General features: G+C 31.3%; 16 protein-coding genes. 10 read left to right on the top strand and 6 right to left on the bottom strand.

Going from position 1 to position 21,590, the window contains the following annotated elements; all coding sequences use genetic code 11:
• The first annotated feature begins 295 nt into the window (after window positions 1-295).
• The 6 genes from J2S72_RS04370 to J2S72_RS04345 all read left to right on the top strand — a co-directional run bounded on the left by J2S72_RS04370 (window position 296) and on the right by J2S72_RS04345 (window position 8,914).
• Window positions 296-1,939 (top strand): tryptophanase, encoded by a 1,644-nt coding sequence (locus J2S72_RS04370; protein ID WP_307495092.1) that lies wholly within the window; start codon window positions 296-298, stop codon window positions 1,937-1,939.
• Between the two features lie 62 nt (window positions 1,940-2,001).
• Window positions 2,002-3,345, top strand: coding sequence for a sodium-dependent transporter (locus J2S72_RS04365; RefSeq protein ID WP_023056162.1), 1,344 nt, complete (start codon window positions 2,002-2,004; stop codon window positions 3,343-3,345).
• Between the two features lie 118 nt (window positions 3,346-3,463).
• On the top strand, window positions 3,464-4,579 hold the full coding sequence (locus J2S72_RS04360; RefSeq protein WP_023055733.1) for an ABC transporter substrate-binding protein: 1,116 nt from the start codon (window positions 3,464-3,466) through the stop codon (window positions 4,577-4,579).
• Window positions 4,580-4,587: 8 nt separating this feature from the next.
• A complete protein-coding gene (locus J2S72_RS04355) occupies window positions 4,588-5,268 on the top strand; it encodes a GTP-binding protein (RefSeq protein ID WP_023055731.1) in 681 nt (226 codons plus the stop codon).
• A gap of 5 nt (window positions 5,269-5,273) precedes the next feature.
• A complete protein-coding gene (locus J2S72_RS04350) occupies window positions 5,274-6,254 on the top strand; it encodes an ATP-binding cassette domain-containing protein (RefSeq protein ID WP_023055732.1) in 981 nt (326 codons plus the stop codon).
• A 1,028-nt stretch (window positions 6,255-7,282) separates the two neighbouring features.
• Window positions 7,283-8,914, top strand: coding sequence for a MutS-related protein (locus tag J2S72_RS04345; RefSeq protein ID WP_023055283.1), 1,632 nt, complete (start codon window positions 7,283-7,285; stop codon window positions 8,912-8,914).
• A 60-nt stretch (window positions 8,915-8,974) separates the two neighbouring features.
• Here J2S72_RS04345 and J2S72_RS04340 read toward each other — a convergent pair whose 3' ends face one another.
• A complete protein-coding gene (locus tag J2S72_RS04340) occupies window positions 8,975-9,640 on the bottom strand; it encodes a GntR family transcriptional regulator (protein WP_023055281.1) in 666 nt (221 codons plus the stop codon).
• A 158-nt stretch (window positions 9,641-9,798) separates the two neighbouring features.
• Here J2S72_RS04340 and dpaL point away from each other — a divergent pair, with 158 nt between their 5' ends.
• Entirely contained in the window at window positions 9,799-11,001 is a 1,203-nt protein-coding gene (dpaL, locus tag J2S72_RS04335; protein ID WP_023055280.1) for a diaminopropionate ammonia-lyase, read from the top strand.
• Window positions 11,002-11,016: 15 nt separating this feature from the next.
• On the top strand, window positions 11,017-12,372 hold the full coding sequence (locus J2S72_RS04330; RefSeq protein WP_023055282.1) for an alanine/glycine:cation symporter family protein: 1,356 nt from the start codon (window positions 11,017-11,019) through the stop codon (window positions 12,370-12,372).
• Between the two features lie 43 nt (window positions 12,373-12,415).
• Here J2S72_RS04330 and J2S72_RS04325 read toward each other — a convergent pair whose 3' ends face one another.
• Genes J2S72_RS04325 through J2S72_RS04315 form a run of 3 tightly spaced genes read right to left on the bottom strand, consistent with a single transcriptional unit; the run spans window position 12,416 to window position 15,120 of the window.
• Entirely contained in the window at window positions 12,416-13,162 is a 747-nt protein-coding gene (locus J2S72_RS04325; protein ID WP_307495047.1) for a stalk domain-containing protein, read from the bottom strand.
• A gap of 9 nt (window positions 13,163-13,171) precedes the next feature.
• The gene (locus tag J2S72_RS04320) at window positions 13,172-13,858 is read right to left on the bottom strand and encodes an aspartate/glutamate racemase family protein (RefSeq protein ID WP_023056456.1); all 687 of its coding nucleotides are present in this window, start codon (window positions 13,856-13,858) and stop codon (window positions 13,172-13,174) included.
• A 5-nt stretch (window positions 13,859-13,863) separates the two neighbouring features.
• Window positions 13,864-15,120, bottom strand: a complete 1,257-nt coding sequence (locus tag J2S72_RS04315; RefSeq protein WP_023056457.1) for a dicarboxylate/amino acid:cation symporter — start codon at window positions 15,118-15,120, stop codon at window positions 13,864-13,866.
• Between the two features lie 593 nt (window positions 15,121-15,713).
• Here J2S72_RS04315 and J2S72_RS04310 point away from each other — a divergent pair.
• A complete protein-coding gene (locus J2S72_RS04310; protein WP_023056459.1) occupies window positions 15,714-15,980 on the top strand; it encodes a DUF6110 family protein in 267 nt (88 codons plus the stop codon).
• A gap of 6 nt (window positions 15,981-15,986) precedes the next feature.
• Entirely contained in the window at window positions 15,987-18,065 is a 2,079-nt protein-coding gene (locus tag J2S72_RS04305; RefSeq protein ID WP_023056460.1) for a heavy metal translocating P-type ATPase, read from the top strand.
• A 104-nt stretch (window positions 18,066-18,169) separates the two neighbouring features.
• On the opposite strand, the gene J2S72_RS04300 is transcribed toward J2S72_RS04305, so the two are convergent.
• On the bottom strand, window positions 18,170-20,464 hold the full coding sequence (locus J2S72_RS04300; protein ID WP_023055744.1) for a bifunctional dihydroorotate dehydrogenase B NAD binding subunit/NADPH-dependent glutamate synthase: 2,295 nt from the start codon (window positions 20,462-20,464) through the stop codon (window positions 18,170-18,172).
• Window positions 20,457-21,572: an alanyl-tRNA editing protein gene (locus J2S72_RS04295; RefSeq protein WP_307495046.1), complete on the bottom strand. Its 1,116-nt coding sequence runs from the start codon at window positions 21,570-21,572 to the stop codon at window positions 20,457-20,459. The genes J2S72_RS04300 and J2S72_RS04295 overlap by 8 nt, the downstream gene beginning before the upstream one ends.
• Window positions 21,573-21,590 lie beyond the last annotated feature (18 nt).

Raw genomic sequence — 21,590 nt, 5'->3', positions numbered from 1 at the left:
GCTTAAGCTGGGGTTTTTTATTTAAATATTTATAATAACTTTACATAAAAGATAAATTTAATAAAAAATCTATCAAATTAATAAAAATAATTTGCATTGACAAATAAATGCTTAAGAGGTAACCTTTTTGTAAAGGTAAATTTAAAATATTTATCTTAGGGTACTGTCCGCTCATTAATTTGAAATAAATTTTATTAAAATTTTCCCGTATCAAAAAATTAATCAAAATTGTATCAAATTTTTAACCGGGGTCCTCTGTACAAAAGTTACATTATTTTAATTATATGGAGGTTAGATAATGAAGTACCAATTAAATGTACCAACACCACGTTCTTATACATATGTTACTAAGAACATACCGGAAGTTACTGTTGAACAAAGAGAAAGAGCTTTAAAAGCAACTCACTACAATGAATTTGCATTTCCTGCAGGAATGCTTACAATTGATATGCTTTCAGACTCAGGAACAACTGCCATGACTGATGTACAATGGTCTGCAATGTTCTTAGGAGATGAATCATATGGTAGAAATAAGGGTTACTATGTTCTTTTAGACACTTTCAGAGATGTATTTGAAAGAGGAAACGACCAAAAAAGAATAATAGACCTTGTTAGAACCGATTGTGAAGATGTAGAAAAAATGATGGATGAAGTTTATCTTTGCGAATATGAAGGGGGACTTTTCAACGGAGGTTCCGCTCAAATGGAAAGACCAAACACATTTATCATTCAACAAGGTCGTGCTGCAGAATCAGTACTTTTTGAACTTGTTAGAAATATTTTAAATAAAAGAGAACCGGGAAAGACATATACAATTCCATCAAACGGTCACTTTGACACAACAGAAGGAAATATTAAACAAATGGGTTCTATTCCAAGAAACCTTTATAATAAAGAGTTACTATGGGATGTTCCAGAAGGTGGAAAATACGAAAGAAATCCTTTCAAAGGAAACATGGATACAGAAAAACTTGAAGAGTTAATTACAAAGCTTGGACCTGAAAATGTGCCTTTAGTTTATACAACTATTACAAACAACACAATTTGTGGTCAACCTGTATCAATGGCAAACCTTCGTGAATGTTCAAGAATAGCTCACAAATATGACATTCCTTATATGTTTGATGCAGCAAGATGGGCTGAAAATGCTTACTTTATTAAAGTAAATGAAGAAGGCTACCAAGATAAATCTATAAACGAAATAGCTAAAGAAATGTTCTCATATTGTGACGGTTTCACAGCTTCTCTTAAAAAAGATGGTCACGCAAACATGGGCGGAGTTTTAGCTTTTAGAGATAAGGGATTATTCTGGAAGAAATTTTCAGACTTTAATGAAGATGGATCAGTAAAAACAGACGTAGGTATTCTACTTAAAGTTAAACAAATTTCATGCTATGGTAATGACTCTTACGGTGGAATGAGCGGTCGTGATATAATGGCATTAGCAGCAGGACTTTATGAAGCATCAAAATTTGAATATTTAGACGCTCGTGTTAAACAATGTGAATATCTTGCTCAAGGTCTTTATAAAGCAGGAGTAAAGGGAGTTGTACTTCCAGCAGGTGGACATGGAGTTTATATAAACATGGATGAATTCTTTGACAACAAACGTGGACCTCTTACTTTTGCAGGTCAAGGTTTTTCAGTTGAATTGATTCGTAGATATGGCATAAGAACAGCTGAACTTGGAAATTATTCAATGGAATATGATTTAAAGACACCGGAACAACAAAAAGAAGTAGCTAACGTAGTAAGATTTGCAATAAACAGAAGTCAACTTAGCAAGGAACATATGGATTATGTAATAGCAGCTGTAAAAGCTCTTTATGAAGACAGAGCTTCAATTCCAAACATAAAAATTGTTAAAGGTCATAATCTACCAATGCGTCACTTCCACGCATTCTTGGAACCATATGCACCAAGTGAAGAAGAAAAGTAAAAAATGAATAAAATTAGTCTCCCCTTAAAAGGGGAGGCTCTATATTAAATAAGGAGAGCCTTATGGAAAATAATACAGTAAAAAAGAGAGATGGATTTCAAACTAAATGGGGTTTTATTTTAGCTTGTATAGGTTCCGCAGTTGGAATGGGAAATATTTGGAGATTCCCCATATTGGTTTCTACATACGGTGGAATGACTTTCTTAATACCTTATTTTATATTTGTAGTACTAATAGGTTCTACAGGTGTAATAACTGAAATGGCCTTAGGCCGTAGTACTCAAGCAGGTTCAGTAGTAGCTTTTGGAAAATGTACAGAGCTTAGAACTGGAAATAAAACAATAGGAGAAACTATAGGACTTATACCAGTGCTTGGATCTCTTGCCCTTGCAATAGGATATACCTGCGTAATGTCATGGGTATTTAAATATACTTTTATGTCCTTTACAGGAGATCTTGCTAAAATGGGACAAGATATGGATGTAATAGGATCCACTTTCGGAGCCACAGCCACTGCAGGTGGAGCGAATTTATGGATTGTTGTAGCAATTATTGTAAGTTTTATAATAATGGTACTGGGAGTTTCAAACGGTATTGAAAAGGCAAACAAAATAATGATGCCTGTACTTTTTATACTTTTTGTAGGACTTGGAATTTATATCTTTACTCTTCCAGGATCAAGCGAAGGCTACAAATATATATTTACAGTAGATCCTGAAGGAATAAAAAATCCTAAAGTATGGGTATTTGCCTTTGGACAAGCATTTTTTTCCCTTTCTGTAGCAGGAAGTGGAACTGTAATATACGGATCATATTTAAGCAAAAAAGAATCAATACCATCTTCAGCAAGAAACGTAGCAGTATTTGATACAATAGCAGCTCTTCTTGCAGCCTTTGTAATTATCCCTGCAATGGCAGCAGCCAAGGCACCTCTTGATACAGGAGGACCGGGACTTATGTTTATATTCTTGGTTAACGTATTAAACGGAATGCCAGCAGGAAGAATAGTAGGAATTATTTTCTACGTTTGCGTTCTTTTTGCAGGAGTAAGCTCAATAATCAATCTTTATGAAACACCAGTTGCATATTTACAAGAAAAATTTAATTTTTCAAGACCTCTTGCAACAGGGGCTATACATGTAATAGGATGTGTAATTGCAATTTTAATTCAAGCAATAGTATCACAATGGATGGACGTTATTTCAATTTACATTTGTCCATTGGGAGCAGCTCTTGCAGCTATAATGTTCCTATGGGTAGCAGACAAAGAATTTGCCCTTAATGGAGTAAATGAAGGAACAATAAAACCAATAGGAGGATGGTATTATCCTCTTGCAAAATACGTTTACGTATTAGCAGCTATTACTGCTTTAATAGCAGGAGCAATGCTTGGCGGAATAGGTTGATAAAAAAATTTTCAAAACCATCGTTTTATACGGTGGTTTTTTTATTTGCAAAATAAATTACTGAAATAAGAAGAATAATAATATATAATATCAAATAGAAATGAATTAGGAGGCTAATATGGACTTAAATAAAAAAATCGCAGAACTTATAGAAGAAGAAAATAATCTTTCAGACTATCTTGTCCTAATAGGATTTGACAAAAAAGAACTTTCAACAATGGGTAAATTTATAAGTTTAAAATCAGCACTAAAGGCAAAAAACATAGCTGAAGAAGTTTTTATAAAAGCATTTGATGAATATAGAGAAAGCATAAAAAACGAAGAAGAATTAAAAAAATTTGGAAAATTAAAAGTGGCGGGAGTTTTGCCCTGTCCCATAAGAATTCCATTGGTAGATGAACTTAATAAAAATAATCTTAAAAATTTTTCTTTTAATCTAAAGAGTGCAAACTTAGGACTTGATCATGTGAAAGAAAGCTTTGAAAAAGATGAAAATCCAGATCTTATTATAAGTGCAGGTTATGAAATGATAACAAATGAAAATTATAGAAAGATTTTAAAAAGAGATTATATAAGTCCCCAAGCTGAAATAAATAAAGGATTTATAGAAAGAGGAGCAGACCTTAAAGATGGAGAAAATACATTTCATATAATAGGCATAGTGCCAGCAGTTTTTATTGTAAATAAAAGGGTCTTAGGAAATAAAAAAATACCAGAATCTTGGGAAGAACTTTTAAGTGGAGATTACAAAAATTCACTGGCAATACCCATGTCAGACTTGGACTTATACAATGCCCTTGTAATTTCCATTTATGAAAGATATGGAAGTGACGGACTGAAAAAATTAAAAGATGCAATCTATACATCGGCACATCCAGCTCAAATGGTAAAAGAAAAAGAACTTGCAGCAATTTCAGTGGCACCCTACTTTTTTGCAGCAATGGTACAATCTCAAGATTTACAAATGGTTTGGCCTAAAGATGGAGCCATAGTTTCACCTATATTTATGACGGCAAAAAAAGATAAATTAGAAAAATTAAAAGAAATTATAGGTATCTTTTTAAGCGAAAAAGTAGCCAAAATATTTTCAGCCAATGGAAAATTTCCCTCAACAAACCCAAATACTGACTTAGGCATAAGTTCAGACCAAAAATTAATGTTTCCCGGCTGGGACTTTTTAAACAAAAACATAGACAAAAAAATTGAAAAAATAGAAGAAATTTTTAAATTATAGGAGTAAATATGAAATTTATAACAGTAAGTGGACCTCCATCAACAGGAAAAACTTCTATAATTATAAAAACAATAAAAGAATTACAAAAACAAAAATTAAAAGTAGGAGTAATAAAATTTGACTGCCTCTGGACAGATGATGACAAAACCTATGAAAGCAATGGAATAGAAGTAAAAAAAGGTCTGTCAGGAGGACTTTGCCCAGATCATTTTTTTGTTTCAAATATAGAAGAAATAATAAAATGGGGAAAAGAAAAAAACTTAGACATACTAATAAGTGAATCAGCAGGTCTGTGTAATAGGTGTTCACCCTATTTAAAAGACATTATGGGAGTTTGCGTAATAGATAATCTTTCAGGAATAAATACTCCCATGAAAATAGGACCTATGTTAAGAATGGCAGACCTTGTCCTAATAACAAAAGGAGATATAGTATCTCAGGGAGAAAGAGAAGTCTTTGCATCAAAAGTCCATATAGTAAATCCAAAAGCAAAAATTTTAAACGTAAATGGCTTGACAGGACAAGGAAGCTTTGAACTTGCAAGACTTATTGCAAACACAGACTCCAATGTAAAGGAAGAAGAAATGAAACTTAGATATCCTATGCCCACAGCTCTATGCTCCTATTGTTTAGGAGAAATGAGAGTAGGAGAGAAATATCAACTTGGTAATGTAAAGAAAATAAATTAAAAATTATGAAATACGAAAATATAAAAATAAAAGACTTAGAAGAAGAATTCCCATATGTAGGAGAATATTTTGAGGCAAATCAATTAGAATTAAATAAAAATTTATCCCTAAGAGAAAATGTAGAAAACTTAGACCAAGAAAAAAGAGAAGACCTTGGTCTTTTGGGAGAAAGCATATTTGAATCTTTAAATGATTTCATCAAATCTATGAACGAATTTTTAGGCATAAAAGAAAAAGTAAGAGAACTAATAATTTTGCCAGGAATTGATAAGGATAAAAAGCCAGAAAAATTTGAAAAAATAGTTTTAAGGTCATCAGATATAGTTGCCATAGTAGGACCAACAGGATCGGGCAAATCCAGATTCTTAGCAGACATAGAATGGATGGCGAAAAAAGACACACCAACAAAAAGAACAATACTAATAGACGGAAAAGAAGCAGATGAAGAAGACAGGTTTCATGGAAACCATAAATTAGTAGCTCAACTTTCCCAAAACATGAACTTTATAATGGATTTGACAGTAAAAGAATTTATAGAACTTCATGCAAAAGCAAGATTTATAGAAGCAGAAAATGTAATAGATAAAATAATAGAAGACGCAAATAAACTTGCAGGAGAAAAATTTAGCCTAAACACATATTTAACATCCTTATCAGGGGGCCAATCAAGAGCATTGATGATAAGTGATACAGCAAACTTATCAGAAAGCCCTATTGTCTTAATAGACGAAATAGAAAATGCAGGAATAGATAGAAAAGAAGCAGTAAAACTTTTAATATCAAAAGACAAAATAGTTTTAATGGCAACCCATGATCCAACCCTTGCCCTAATGGCAAAAAGAAGAATCGTAATAAATAACGGAGCAGTGCAACAAGTAATAGAAAGAGAAGATGAAGAACTTAAAGTATTAAAAGAACTCGATAGAGTAGATAAATATGTAGAAGAACTTAGAAATAACTTACGATATGGGAAAAAATTAAAATAAAAATGCTTCACGTGAAGCGTAAAAAAATAATTTATAAAAAAATTGAATTTGTTCTCCAACATTAAACACGCGGACCGGTAAACCGGTCCCTACAACCCACAAAATCCCACGTATAAATTTATTGTAATTTTGAATCCACGCAGGAATGTGGGGTAAATTTGTGCGAAGAGGTTTCAAAAGAATAAACCCTTACAACCGAATGTAGGGACCAATTTATTGGTCCGGCGGCGAAGCCGAGCGATTTAAAATAAATAAAAAAATGAAAAAGAATAAATTCAGAAAAAAGATTTATTGGAAAAATTTAAAATAAAATGCTTCACGTAGAGCATAAAAAATTTAAAATAAATTTTAAATCAAATATTTATTTTGTTCTCCCACAAAAAACACAGCCCACAAAAACCCACACACAAATTTATTATAATTTTATCCAAACATGGAAGACACATGGGAATGTTGGGTTTGTTTGTGCGAAGAGATTTTACAAAATTAAACCCTTGCAAGCGAATGTAGGGACCAACTTTGAAGACCTAACCCGATTTTTGAAAAAAAAATCGTGGTAGGTCTCATGCAACTATTTGCCCAAATCTTTGATTTGGCTGCAAATATCTGCTATTGGTCCGGCGGCGTAAGCCGAGCGATTTAAAACAAAATAAAAAAATGAAAAAGAATAAAGATAGATTAAACCTCCATGAAGGCAATAGGAATGAAAAGCGTAAGCTTTTCCACCAATAAAAAGCGTTTCGAGGGGTAAGGAGGGGGAGCCGCGAGGGGGACGTTAGGGACAATCGCAAGTCCATTAGTCCCCCTCGCGTTACATATGTAAAATAAAAAATGAGAAAGAATAAATGGAGAAAAAATGTATGTTGAAAAAATTTTAAAATAAAAATGCTCCACGTAAAGCGTAAAAAAATAATTTATAAAAAATTGAATTTGTTCTCCAACATTAAACACGCGGACCGCCCCATGCATAACCGCAAAAATTTACAACCTCTATTATTATTATGATAGAATTAAACAAGAGGTGAAAAATGGAACAAGAATTTTTAATGCTATTAATACTTATATCTGGAATAATTTTGGCAATGTACCTATACAACTTTTATCAATCTCAAACATATGACAAAGCCCTTAATCAAATTGCAAAAGATTCCTGGAATAAAAAAAGAGAAATAAAAAGAAATTTTAAAACCATAAACTTTTTAATAGACAATAAAGAAAAAGTTGACAGTATAAGCTGGAATGATTTGGAAATGGATAAATTTTTTTCCTATTTTGACAGATCATTTTCAATCTTAGGTAGACAGGCCCTCTATAAAAAGCTCCATGAACTAAATTATAATCAAGAAGAAAAAAACATTAGAGATGAAATAATAAATAACAAAGACAAAGCATCGAAACTGGGCAAATTATTTTTAAAATATGGAAGGCTTGACAGGGAAGACTTCTTCGACCTATTAAAAAACGGAACGGATGCAAGTAAGATTTTGCCCCTAAAAATTCCAATTTATCTTTTGTCTATTGGTCCACTTATGTCAATTCCCATATTTTTTATAAACAAAGGCTTTGCTATTATGTTTTTATTTGCAATAGTTTTGACAAATATTTTTTTAAACATGAAAATAGAAGACCTGGTTGCGGGAAAGACAAAATCTTTTTCTTACATAAGAAATTTAGTAAGTTTAAGAGAACAAATATTAAAATCTGACCTGAAAATGGGCGGCTTAATAGAAAATTTAAAAAACTATGAACAAGTTTCAAAGCAGATAAAAAGCAAAATGGGAAAATTTTATGTTAAAACCGGTTCCGATTCGGACATAGCATATATAATATTAAATTCTTTATTTTTATTTAAAGCAAGACTTCTATACAAAACCACAAAATTAATAAATGAAAAAATAAATGAAATAAATGAATTATATAAAAGCCTTGCAAAAATAGACATGGAACTGGGGATAGCCATAGCCTACGAAGATCTTAAAGATAAATGCATTGTGGAATTTACAGATAAATATGAATTTATAGGAGAAAAAATCCATAATCCCATTTTATATTATAGGGGAAATAGCGTGGCAAACTCCTTTGATTTTAAAGAATCAATACTCTTAACGGGTTCTAACGCATCGGGGAAGAGCACTTTTTTGAGGACTTTTGGTATTAATTTAATCCTTGCCATGTCCTTAGGTTTTGCCTTTGGAGAAAAATTTACCCTGCCAAAGAAAAATATTTATTCGGCAATAGACATAAAAGATTCCATAGAAAGTGGTAAATCATATTTTATGGCTGAAACCAGCGCCATAAAAAGGATGATAGATAATGAAGACGGAATTTACATTTTAGATGAAATTTTTAAAGGAACAAACACCATTGACAGAATTTCGGCGGCTCTTTTCACCTTAAAATATTTATCCAAAAGAGGTTTTGTAATAGCGGCCACTCACGACATTGAGCTTACAAGGCTTGCAGAAGGCTTTAAAAACTATCATTTTGAAGAAAATATAAAAGATGGAGATATTTTCTTTGACTACAAACTCAAAGAAGACTACGCAAAAACAAGAAACGCCATAGAAATTTTAAAAATAAATGACTATCCTGAAGAAATAGTAAAAGCCGCAAAAGAATTTTCTTTAAACTTAGAAAAAGAAAAAGAAAAGATAATATAAAATAAAAAAAGGACAAACTCAAAATTTTAGAGCTTGTCCTTTTATTTTTTACATAAAACATTATTTTTCAAGATTTTTTATAGCCTTTAAAGATTCTAAAGAATCTTGCCAATTATTTTTAAGATTAATAAGACTTTGTTCCAAATCTCTTTTTTCAAGACTTTCAATGATCTTTTCATGACCACCAAATGAAGTCATCTTATGTTCCACCTTTTCGTAATAACAAAATTCAATTCTTTGTATTTTTTTCTTTAAACCATCTAAAATATTTGAAAGTTCAGAATTTTTAGCAGAATCAATAATGATTTTATGAAACATATAATCACAATCTACAAATTTTTCAAAATCATTAGAGCTTATAGTATTCATAAGTTCATCATTATATTTTTTAAGTAAAGAAATTTCCTGATCTCCTATATTTTTAAAACCCTCCTTAAGAGCTAAAATTTCAAGAGTAAAAACCAAAGGATAAATTTCTTCAGCTTGCTTTATATTAACAGGAGCAATGACAGTTGATTTGTTAGCATTGGAAATAATAAATCCGTCATTTTCCAGCATTAAAACAGCTTCCCTCACAGGAGTCCTGCTTACATTAAGTTCATCAGCAATATCATTAATATTAATTTTTTCATTTTGTTTTAGCTTACCAGTCACAATCAGATGCAATAAAATTTTATAAACTTCATCCTTTATAAAAGTTCTGTTAATTACATTATTCTTTAACAAAATCAACACTCTCTTTCTTTATCATAATAATCATTTTACAACAAAAATAAAAAAATTTCATGGGAAACGCTTGACAATAATAAAAAAAGCTTTATACTGGTATGTAATATATTACATACCAGTATAAATATAAATTTATTTTTTGAGGAGGAATTATTATGGATGACAAAATAAAATTTATAGGCAAAAGAAGAAAAAATGAAGAAAAAATTAATATTGATTTTTTAAATTATGAAGAGGTTAATAAAATAATTAAATTTCATAAATCTTTTCCACAATATAAAAAAACTCCATTAGTTGAACTTAAAAATTTAGCAGAAAAATACAAAGTAAAAGATATTTATGTGAAGGATGAATCTTATAGATTTGGCTTGAATGCTTTCAAAGTTCTTGGTGGCAGTTATGCAATAGGCAGGTATATTGCTAAAAAATTAGGTAAAGATATATCTGAAATAACCTTTGATTATCTAATTAGTGATGAAGTAAAAAACAAATTAGGAGATATAACTTTTATAACTGCAACTGATGGAAATCATGGAAGAGGTGTTGCTTGGACAGCTAATCAACTAAAACAAAAATGTATTGTATATATGCCTAAGGGAAGTGCAAAAGAAAGAGTAGAAAATATAGCGTTAGAAGGGGCTGAAGTAACTGTTCAAGATTTGAATTATGATGAGTGTGTAAGACTTGCAGATGAAAATGCCAAAAAAAATGGTTGGGTGATGATCCAAGATACTGCTTGGGATGGATATGAAGATATACCTAAGTGGATAATGCAAGGCTATATGACAATGGCGTTTGAATCTTATGAAGATCTAAAACAAAAAAATTTAAAGCCGAGTCATGTATTTTTACAAGCAGGAGTTGGTTCTCTTGCAGCTGCAGTTACAGGATTTTTTTCTAACATATATAAAGATGAAAAACCAATAATTACAATAGTAGAACCTAAAAATGCAAATTGTATTTTTAGAAGTATTGAAGAAAATAAAAGAATTTGCGTTGATGGAGATATGCAAACAATAATGGCTGGATTAGCATGTGGAGAGCCAAATACCGTAGGTCTAAAAGTCTTAATGTCTTATGCAGAAAATTTTATAAGTGTGTCTGATGAAATAGCAGCACATGGGATGAGAGTTTTAAATGCGCCTTTATCAGGCGATGTACGAATAATTTCAGGAGAAAGTGGAGCGGCTCCATTTGGAACTGTAATGAAAATTTTAGAAGACAAATCTCTATCTTCCATAAAAGAAAAACTAAAAATTGATGAAGATAGCATAATTTTATTTTTTAGCACTGAGGGAGATACTGATAAAGAGAATTTCCAAAATATTGTATGGAATGGAAAATATCCAAATTTATAATAAGGAGAAATTAGTATGTTTGAATTAATTTGGTCAAAGATTTATAGTATTACGGACTTTTTATGGGGAATCCCACTAATGATTTTAGTTATAGGAGTAGGGATATATTTAACATTTAAAGCAAAATTTTTTCAGATATTGCATATTAAAATGTGGATTAAACTTACACTTGGTCAACTTTTCAACAAAACAAAAAAAGTTGAAGGGGATGGACAATTGAACTCTTATCAAGCCTTAAGTGCAGTATTAGCAGGCACTGTAGGGAGTGGAAATATTGCAGGAGTTGCAGCAGCAATTGCTGTTGGAGGTCCAGGATCAGTTTTTTGGATGTGGCTGATAGCTATTTTTGGCATGGCTACAAAAATGGCAGAGGTTTCTTTATCTGTAAAATATAGGGTAAAAGGATTAAACGGTGAATATTATGGTGGCCCTATGTATTATATGAAAAAAGCTTTAGGAAAAACTGGAAGTATATTAGCCTCAATTTATGCTATAGGTCTTTTAATTTTAGTTTTAACAGATGCTTGTTTTGTACAAGCTAATACTCTTGCAACAACTGCTAAAGATGTTTTTAATATTCCCTTAATATTATCTGGAGTTTTATTAGTTGCTATTAGCTTAGCAGTAGTATTGACAGGAGGAATAAATAAGATTGGAGCTTTTTGCGGAAAAATTGTTCCACCTATGATAATAGTATATATAATTGGAAGCTTGTATGTAATATTTACTAATATTTCTAATGTTCCATCAGCAATTTCATCTATTTTTAAATATGCTTTTCAGCCTGCTCCTGCGATAGGTGGTTTTGCTGGTGCAACAATAACTTTAGCAATGGCCAGGGGAGCATCAAGAGGTATTTTCTCTAATGAAGCAGGAGAAGGAACTGCAGCAACCGTACACGCTACTGCTATAACAGATCATCCAATACATCAATCAATGTTTGGAATATTAGAGGTATTTATTGATACAATAATTATATGCTCATTAACGTCTTTATCTATACTTGCAAGTGGTGTTTGGAGCAATGGAAATACTGGAGCTATACTAACCTTTGATGCTTTTAGAAGTGCGTGGGGTTCAATAGGTATTTATGTCTTAGGAATCGCTGTAATTTTATTTACATATTCATCATATTTGGGATTTTATGTTGAATTTAGAACAAGCGTCGCCTACTTATTTGGTGAAAAAACCGAAAAATATTTAAAGTGGATATTTTTTATAATGCCTTTGATAGCTGTAACAATGGAAATAGAAAAAATATGGGATATGGCTGATATGGCAGTTGGGTTTATTGTTATACCAAATTTGATAGCATTGGTATTATTAGGAAATAAATTTTCTAATCTTATTAATGAGTATTTAAAAAGATAAAATAATAAAAAAAGTGTTTGGAATTTTCCAAACACTTTTTTTATTATTTTATTTCTTCATAAGTTTGTAAAACGTCGAAGGACATTTCTCTTAATTTCACATAGGATTCTTCTAATTCTTTTTTACTTGTGTCTACTTGAACGTCTGATGAAAAGTAGGCTTCTAAAAATTTTCCGTCCTTATAGTCTAAGATTACTCCTGGCACCATGCTGGATATTGGACCTTTGTTCCATGATATGGTGAAGAGACGGCCTCCTGCTTTTAAATTCTTTTTATCTTTAAATTCCACTGCGTCTTTTATTTCTTTTATCTCTACATTGTCTTTGAAATCTTTTGGCAAGATAAAGCTTGCTTTTATTTTTTCAAAGTTGATTTTTTCTCCTGATGATTTTAATAATTCAAGAGGAGAATTTAAATATTGACCCAACATTGCTGTTTTTGTTTTGGCGTCCCAATTTATTTTGATTCCAAATGTGTCTGCTAATTTTCTTATTGGTAAATATTTTTTGCCTTTAATTTCTATGCTTTCTATTTTTTGATATTCACTTTCTTTGTAGCTTAGTTTTTCTTTTTCATATTTTAAGTAAGGCATTCTTCTTAAAAGAGTTTTTAGTTCTATATAGGTTTTTCCGTATTTTAAGATTGCTGGAGAGTCCCTTTCTTCTATACTTCCAAATCTGTTATAGCCTACCAATTCTCCGTTTACATAAAGTGTTACGTTAGAGTTTTCTTTTGCGTAAACTCCTAAAAATGTAAGAATAAGACTTAATATTAATAATATTTTTTTCATTTTTTCCTCCTATTTATATTTTTGTCCGGATAATTCTATGGATTTTTTTGTCAAAATTTCAAGAGGATCTATTATTGTGTCTTTTAGGTCATCTTCTATTTCTATGCAGGATAGTTCCGTGCAGGCAAGGATGGAGATTGCTCCAAGCTTTTTATATGTTCTTATTATGTCGTTTAGTTCTTTACTTTTTGTCATGTTTGTTTCTTTTATTTTGTAGATGATTTCCATTATTTTTTCTTGGGTTTTTTGGTCGGTTTCTATTTCTTCCATTTGAAATTCTGCGTTAAATTTTTTATAGACTTTTCCTTTTTTCGTTCCGTCTGTTCCCAAGACTATAAATTTTTTTCCTCTTTTTGACAATTCTTTTAAGGTTTCATAGGGCATGTTTATGATGTTTATTTTTGTAAGTTTTTTTACATCTTCATAAAAATAGTGGAAGGTGTTGCAGGGAATTGCTAAATTTTTTGCTCCATAGGCTTCAAAAATTTTTAAATCTTTTTCTACTTCCTTTAATACTAAGCTTTTATGAAGACCTTTTAAGATTACTTGAGTTCTATCAGGCATACTTGCGTGGGAAGATATTAAAATGTCCAAGTGTTCATTGTCTGATTTTGCATCTTCGTGGGCTATTATTTTTTCATAAAAAACTTTGGTGGCAAGAGGTCCCATGCCACCAAGTATTGCTAATTTTTCCATTAAATTTATGCTTTCTTTAATTCTTTTTTTTCTGTTCTGTAAACTGATTCGTCAAGTTGTCCTTCGCTCTTTGCTACTATTACTGAACAAGCTATATCACCAAGAACGTTTATTGAAGTTCTTATCATATCAAATATTCTGTCTATTCCTGCTACTAGGGCTATACCTTCTACAGGAATTCCTACTCCTTGAAGTACCATGGCAAGCATTATCATACCTGCGCCTGGAACTCCTGCTGTTCCTACTGATGCGAGAACTGTTGTTAAAACTATTGTAAGTTGTTGAGAAGGAGTTAGTGATAAACCGTATACTTGAGCTATAAATAGGGCACATACACCTTGATAAATTGCAGTACCATCCATATTTACTGTTGCACCAAGGGGAAGTACAAAACTTGCTATTGGCTTTGATACTCCAAGTTCTTTTTGTGCAACTTCAAGAGAAACTGGAAGTGTTCCTGAAGATGATGAAGTTGTAAAAGCAAGAGCCCATGGTTCAAAAACTTTTTTAAAAAATGTTCCTACAGGTAATTTTGCAAAGATTTTTATAGATGTTGCATAAACTATTATTGCGTGTAAGAAACATCCTAAGTATACTATTCCGACAACTCTTATTAAAGGAAGTAAAACCTTAGGTCCATTTGCTGCTATAACAGGAACGATAAGTCCGAATACACCTATTGGTGCAGTTTTCATAATTCCATTTGTAATATGGATCATTGCATCTGTCATACCATCAAAGAAATTAAATACTGCTTGTCCTTTTTCTCCTGCAGCAAGAAGTCCGCCGCCGACAAATAGGGCAAATACAATAATTTGTAACATTTCACCGTTTACTAATGATTTAAGCGGATTTGACGGAACAATATTGATGAGTGTGTCAATAAATTGAGGAGCTTCTTTTGCTTCATAAGTAAGTTGATCTGCAGGTAATACGAAGTTACCTCCTACATTTAATAAGTTTGCAAGCCCAAGTCCGATAACAATTGCAATTGCTGTTGTTGCAAAGAAGTAGACAAAGGTTTTTGCACCGATTTTTCCTATTTGTTTTGCATCTTTTAAGTCCGCAACTCCAATAAGAAGTGAAGAAAATACTAAAGGTACAATAACAAGTTTGATTAAATTAAGAAATAAGGTTCCTATTGGTTTTATAAATTTATTTGCCGCATCAGGATTTCCTTGCATCATAATTCCAACGATTACGCCCACTATTAAACCAATTAAAATTTGGAGCGGTAAACTTAAACCTTTCTTTTTACTCATAAAATCATTCCTTTCTTTTGTGATATTTTTATAAGCTTACATTGCTTAGATAAAGTATAGCACATTGGTAAAGTGATATAAAAACTTTTTTTAAAAATGATTGATATTATCAATAAATTGTGTTAATATTAATTTGAAAGTAAGGAAATTTTTCTTTTTTCATATTCTTAATAAGAAATAGATAAGAAAATATGGTCCAATACTTTTAGAAGCAGGTTAAATTACTATGCTTGCTCTTTTTGATTAAGCTTTTTTATTTTAAAATTATAAGATGAAAATTAAAAGCTATAATCTCTTCCATTAACTATTTATTTACTTAACTTACAAAGCGCTTATAGCAGATAGCTATAGGTGGAGATTAAAAAAAGGCCGTTATGAATGGCCTTTTTTTAATAAGATTAGGGTAAATGATAATGATATTTTTAATAAGATTATGATAAATGATAATGCTATTATTGCAAAAAATTAACTTTCGCTATTGCAATTAAAGCTAAAACAGGCTATATTACTATACATAGATTAGCTTTAAAGTTTCCTTGCTATTTGAAGCTAAGACTTATTGATAATATATTAAATTTTTATGAGGTGATATTATGAAGAAAAAATTATTAAGTATGGGAGCAGGAATTTTAATAGGAGTTCTTGGAGATAAAATTTTAAAATCTAACGCAGTTAAAAAAGTTGCCGTATCAACAGTAGCAGGTGGTTTAAAGGCTAAGGAAAGTCTTGATAAGACTATTGAAAAAGTAAAAGAAAGCACTGAAGATATAGTCGCTGAAGCAAAAGTAAAGAATGAAAGTGAAGAAAAAGCAAGGGAAGAAAAAGAAGAAACTATAGAAAAATTAGCAGAAGAAAAATAATTAATTATGCAAGTTAAAATATTACACAGAACAAGAGGGAGAATGAGAGTCTCCTCTAAGAAAAAATTAAATTATGACACAGCTAATAAGCTTAAATATATACTTGAAAAGGTTGAAGGAGTTCATTCTTGTAAAGTTTCAACTCTTTCTTCAAGTATTATATTGGATTATGAGGAAAGCTCCCTGTCGAAACTTGCAAAAAAACTTTTGGAGATAGATCTTAAAAGTTTAGAAAGTTTTGAAATTGAAGATAAGTCTTTCATACCTCTTGATGAAAATGGTCTTTTTCATATTTTAAGAGATGCTTTTGAAATGAGGTTTGTTTTTAAAACTTTTATTCCTTCTCCTTTTAGAGAAATCGTAACTATTTGTCGTGCCTATAAATTTATTAAAAAGGGAATAGATTCGATTTTTAATAGAAGAATAGATGTTAATCTTTTAGATGCAAGTGCTATTTTTGTTTCTCTTGTTTCAAGGGATTATGCTTCTGCATCTTCAATAATGTTTTTACTAAACTTAGGCGAAGATTTAGAGGAATGGACATTAAAGAAATCTCAAGGAGATCTTGCCAGAACTATGGAACTTAATGTTGATAAGGTATTTGTAGTTAATGGCAATGAAAAATATGTAAAAGATCTAAAAGATGTTGAAATTGGAGATTTAATTGAAGTAACTATGGGAACAACTATTCCTGTTGACGGAAAAGTTGTTAAAGGTATGGGCATGGTTAATCAGTCTTCTTTTACAGGGGAAAGTATTCCTGTAGAAAAGATTGAAAACAGTACTGTTTTTGCAGGAACTGTGCTTGAGGAAGGTATTTTAGTAGTAGAGACTGAAAAACTTTACAATGATTCGAGAATTAAAAAAATAATAGAATTGATTGCACAAAGTGAAAAGAATAAATCACTAGCTCAGAAACGTGCAGAAAACGCCGCCGATTCTTTAGTTAAATATTCATTTTTAGGTTCAATTTTAGCTTATGCTTTCACAAGAAATTTCACAAGGGCAAAGGCCTTTTTGATGGTTGATTTTTCTTGTGCTTTAAAACTTACTATTCCTATTTCCGTTATGAAGGCAATGAGTCAAGCGGGAAGAAATGGAATTTTAGTTAAGGGTGGAAAATATCTTGAAAATATAGCTGAGGCAGATTCTATTATTTTTGACAAGACAGGAACTTTGACAAAATCTCAACCGACAGTTAAAAAGGTTATAGCTTTTGAAGGTTATAGCGAAGATGAAGCTTTAAGAATTGCAGCTTGTCTTGAGGAACATTTCCCTCATTCTATAGCAAATGCAGTTGTTAATGCTGCCCTTGAAAAGAATTTGCACCATAAGGAAATGCACTCTGAAACTGAATATATTGTTGCCCACGGTATTTCTTCCAAGATTGCAGGCAAGCCTGCTTTAATAGGCTCTGAGCATTTTATTTTTGAAGATGAAAAAGTAAATTTGCCTAAGAAAAAGAAAACAATGATTGACAAACTTAAGGAAAATTATTCTCTTTTATATTTAGCGTATGATGGAGAACTTATTGCAGTTATTTGCATTTCAGATCCTATTAGGGAAGATGCAAAGTATACTATAAAAGAACTTAGAAAATTAGGCTTTAAAAATATAGCTATGCTCACAGGTGATGCTGAAAATGCAGCAAGATATGTGGCTGAGCAATTAGATATTGATTATTACAAATCCGGAGTTCTTCCTGAAGATAAGGCAAAATATGTTCTATCAGAGAAAAAGCGTGGAAGAAAAGTCATTATGATAGGCGATGGTATAAATGATTCCGTTGCCCTTTCAAATGCTGATGTAGGTATATCTATGCACGAGGGTGCTGATATTGCAAGGGAAATAGCTGATATTTCCATTGGGAATGATGATTTAAAATCTATTATATATACTATAAAGATTGCAAGAGAGCTTCAGGAAAGAATAAAAGATGATTATAGAAAGATTATTTCTTTCAATTCTCTTTTGATTTTACTTGGTTTTTACCAAATTCTTCCAAATACAGGCTCATCTTTCCTTCATAATTCTTCTACAGTTGTAATGGCTCTTGAAAATATGCAGGAATATAAAATTTCATAATAAAAAAAGTTGAGGTTTTTTCCTCAACTTTTTTTATGTCAATTTTTAGAGACTCCGTTATTTTTTATAAATTGTGGAGTTTTTTTAATAAATTAATTTAAAATTTATTTATTATTTTTTTCTCTTATATATTTGTCGATGGAAGTTGCGGCTGTTTTTCCGGCTCCCATTGCAAGAATTACAGTTGCAGACCCTGTAACTGCATCTCCTCCTGCAAAAATATTTTCTCTTGAAGTTTGAGCATCTTCATCTGCAACAATTCCACCTTTTCTATTAACTTCAAGGTTTTTTGTTGTATGGGCAATAAGGGGATTTGGGCTTGTTCCCAGGGCCATTATAACCGTATCAAAAGCTTCTTCATAATCTGAGCCTTCAATTTTTACAGGGCGTCTTCTTCCAGATTCATCAGGTTCTCCAAGTTCATTCTTAACGCAAATTAAAGATTTTACCCAGCCATTTTCATCTCCCTTTATTTCAATTGGAGCAGTGAGCATTTGAAATTCTATGCCTTCTTCAATAGCGTGATGGACTTCTTCAATTCTTGCGGGAAGTTCTTTTTGAGTACGCCTGTATAAAATTGAAACCTTAGCACCCAGCCTTTTTGCTACTCTTGCAGCGTCCATGGCAACATTTCCACCGCCTATAACTGCAACTTTATCTCCAACATTTATAGGGGTGTCAAATTTTTCATCGAAACTTCTCATTAAGTTGTTTCTTGTTAAAAATTCATTGGCAGAATAAACTCCATTTAAATTTTCACCAGGTATTCCCATAAACATAGGTAGACCAGCTCCGGAACCGATAAATACAGCTTCGTATCCTTTATTTAAAATCTCATCAATTGTTAAAGTTCTACCAATTACTACATTATTTTCAATTTTTACGCCAAGACTCTTTAGATTATTTATTTCAGCTTCAACAATTTCATCAGGAAGTCTAAATTCAGGTATACCATAGACTAAAACCCCACCGGACATTTGAAGAGCTTCAAATATTGTAACTTCATAACCCATTTTTGCCAGCTCTCCTGCACAAGTAAGGCCTGCAGGACCGGCTCCTATAACTGCAACTTTTTTGCCGTTTTTTTCAGGACTTTCAAATAATTTAACCTTATGATTTCTTGCATAGTCAGCTGAAAATCTCTCAAGTTTACCTATGGAGACAGAATCTCCCTTTGCATTTAAAACACAATATTTTTCACATTGACTTTCTTGAGGACATACCCTTCCGCAAACTGCCGGCAGAGCAGTGTAAAGAGAAAGAACTTTTGCAGATTGTTCAAAGTTTTTATTTGAAATTTCTTTTATAAAACCAGGTATGTCAATATTAACGGGGCAACCCTGTCTACATTTTGGAACCTTACAATTTAAACATCTTTTTGCCTCTAAAACTGCCTCTTCTTCATTATAACCGTAACAAACTTCTTCAAAGTTTTTATTTCTTATATCAGGTTTTTGTTCTCTTACAGGAACTTTTGTAAATCTATTTTTAGGAGCCTCAACGCCATTTAGGTCTAATTCGTGATTTTGTCTTTCTATTTCAAAATCAATGTTGCAGGCGTGATCTTTTACTTTTCTTGCAGAGGCCTTATTTTTATATTGCATTTGCCTTTTTATAGCTGCATCAAAATCAACTTTATATCCGTCAAACTCAGGACCGTCAACACAGGCAAATTTTGTAACTCCGTCAATGGAAACACGACAAGCTCCGCACATTCCTGTACCGTCAACCATTATGGGGTTTAATGAAACTATTGTTGGAAGATTAAACTTTTTGTTAGTAAGGCATACAAACTTCATCATGATCATAGGTCCTATGGAAACACATTGATCATATTTTTTATTTTCATTTTCAATAAGATCTACAATTTTATCGGTAACCAAGCCTTTAAAACCGTAAGAACCATCATCGGTACAGATGTAAAGATTATCGCAAACACTTTTTAATTTATCTTCTAAAATAACAAATTCTTTTGATTTTGCACCAACTATTATGTCACAGGAAAGTCCATGATCTTTAAACCATTTTGCTTGAGGATAGACGGGAGCTGTTCCAACACCGCCTGCAACAAAAAGATATTTTTTACTCTTAAGTTCTTCTAAATCCATGCTTAAGAAGTCACTGGGGCGTCCAAGAGGGCCGACAAAATCTTTAAAGGATTCTCCCTCATCAAAAGAGCAAATCTTTTTTGTAGAGTCTCCTGAAGCCTGTACGACTATTTCAACACAACCAGTTTTTAAATCATAATCTGAAATTGTAAGAGGAATCCTTTCAGCATAGTCATCGGCTATTACAATTATAAATTGTCCGGGCTTTGCAGAAGCTGCAATGCGAGGTGCTTCCACATCAAATAAATAGATGTTGGGAGCAAGGTTTAATTTTTTCTTAATTTTATACATTTTTACCGCCCTTTTCTAAAGAATTTTTTATTTTTAATAAAAATTTTTCCATAACATTGGAAAGTTCATTGATGGAACAATTTAATTTTATAGATAACATATTGCCGCTACCATTTAAGTTTGAAAAATCCCTATCTAAAATGCCTTTAAGATCTATATTTAAATTTCTACTTCTGTAAATTAAAACTTGTCCCATATTTCCATTGGGAATTCCATAAATTTGAACATAATCAGCTTCATCCATAATTTTAGAAGAAATAAGCTTAAGCTCTTTAAAATTAACATTGTTTAAAATTTTATAAATATAATTTATTCCATTAAAATTTGTGGCGACATTTTTAAAATCTTTTACAGCTTCATATCCCAGCTCCATTTCCATTTTTTTATTCTGAGCAACAAGACTTTGCTTTGAAGCCTTTAGAACTTTTAATTTTTTAAAAAGCTGGTCTTCTGAATCAACATTAAAAGTTTTTATCATATTATCAAAAATTTTTGACTTATTTTTATAATCATCAAAAGCTCTTTTTCCTGAAAGAATATTTAAGACAATTTTATTTTCAATTTTTTCAGGCGGCAAAATCTTAATAAGGGCAAGTTCACCGGTTCTTTTAAGAAGGGGACCCTCAAAATAAATTTTTCCCAGGCCTGTTAAAGACAAAAAATTTTCTGAAAATTTAGTTGAGATATTACTTCTTACAATTTGATTTGCAAGTTCTTCAAGTTTTTCCAAAGTTGAAAAAGCAATGTCTGTTTGGGAAATTATTATTTTATTGTCTTCAAAAATATAAAAATCACTTTCAATATTAAAGGTCTTTTTAAGAAGAAGTCTTACAATTGCATTTGATAAGACTCTTTCTCCAAGGTCCATTCTTTTTTCAAAATCAATATTTATTTTTACTTTTTCTGAATCCTGAATTTTATAAAAAACTTTTCCATTTTTAATTTTTTTATAAGATTCATGAAGATTTATAGTAAATTCATCAGCTTCAACCTTATCTGTGCCTGAAAAAATATCATTAAGTAAGCCAAATTTTTCTCCCTCAATTTCAAAAATGTGAGAAAATTCACTCTGAAATTCTTTAGCGTAAGGATTATCAATATATTTCATCTAATTACCTCTCTTTAT

Origin of the sequence: Peptoniphilus koenoeneniae (assembly GCF_030812875.1) — a bacterium.
GTDB classification, from domain to species: Bacteria; Bacillota; Clostridia; order Tissierellales; family Peptoniphilaceae; genus Peptoniphilus_B; species Peptoniphilus_B koenoeneniae.
The sequence above is the reverse complement of the archived record's forward strand: the minus strand, read 5'-3'. Positions and strand labels throughout refer to the sequence as shown.

What these genes read in the sequence shown, in the direction of transcription:
- J2S72_RS04365 (WP_023056162.1), top strand. Translation starts at nt 2,002, where the DNA reads ATGGAAAATAATACAGTAAAAAAGAGAGATGGATTTCAAACTAAATGG.
- J2S72_RS04350 (WP_023055732.1), top strand. Translation starts at nt 5,274, where the DNA reads ATGAAATACGAAAATATAAAAATAAAAGACTTAGAAGAAGAATTCCCA.
- J2S72_RS04315 (WP_023056457.1), bottom strand. Translation starts at nt 15,120, where the DNA reads ATGAGTAAAAAGAAAGGTTTAAGTTTACCGCTCCAAATTTTAATTGGT.
- J2S72_RS04360 (WP_023055733.1), top strand. Translation starts at nt 3,464, where the DNA reads ATGGACTTAAATAAAAAAATCGCAGAACTTATAGAAGAAGAAAATAAT.
- J2S72_RS04320 (WP_023056456.1), bottom strand. Translation starts at nt 13,858, where the DNA reads ATGGAAAAATTAGCAATACTTGGTGGCATGGGACCTCTTGCCACCAAA.
- J2S72_RS04325 (WP_307495047.1), bottom strand. Translation starts at nt 13,162, where the DNA reads ATGAAAAAAATATTATTAATATTAAGTCTTATTCTTACATTTTTAGGA.
- J2S72_RS04300 (WP_023055744.1), bottom strand. Translation starts at nt 20,464, where the DNA reads ATGTATAAAATTAAGAAAAAATTAAACCTTGCTCCCAACATCTATTTA.
- J2S72_RS04330 (WP_023055282.1), top strand. Translation starts at nt 11,017, where the DNA reads ATGTTTGAATTAATTTGGTCAAAGATTTATAGTATTACGGACTTTTTA.
- J2S72_RS04355 (WP_023055731.1), top strand. Translation starts at nt 4,588, where the DNA reads ATGAAATTTATAACAGTAAGTGGACCTCCATCAACAGGAAAAACTTCT.
- J2S72_RS04295 (WP_307495046.1), bottom strand. Translation starts at nt 21,572, where the DNA reads ATGAAATATATTGATAATCCTTACGCTAAAGAATTTCAGAGTGAATTT.
- J2S72_RS04305 (WP_023056460.1), top strand. Translation starts at nt 15,987, where the DNA reads ATGCAAGTTAAAATATTACACAGAACAAGAGGGAGAATGAGAGTCTCC.
- J2S72_RS04345 (WP_023055283.1), top strand. Translation starts at nt 7,283, where the DNA reads ATGGAACAAGAATTTTTAATGCTATTAATACTTATATCTGGAATAATT.
- J2S72_RS04310 (WP_023056459.1), top strand. Translation starts at nt 15,714, where the DNA reads ATGAAGAAAAAATTATTAAGTATGGGAGCAGGAATTTTAATAGGAGTT.
- dpaL (WP_023055280.1), top strand. Translation starts at nt 9,799, where the DNA reads ATGGATGACAAAATAAAATTTATAGGCAAAAGAAGAAAAAATGAAGAA.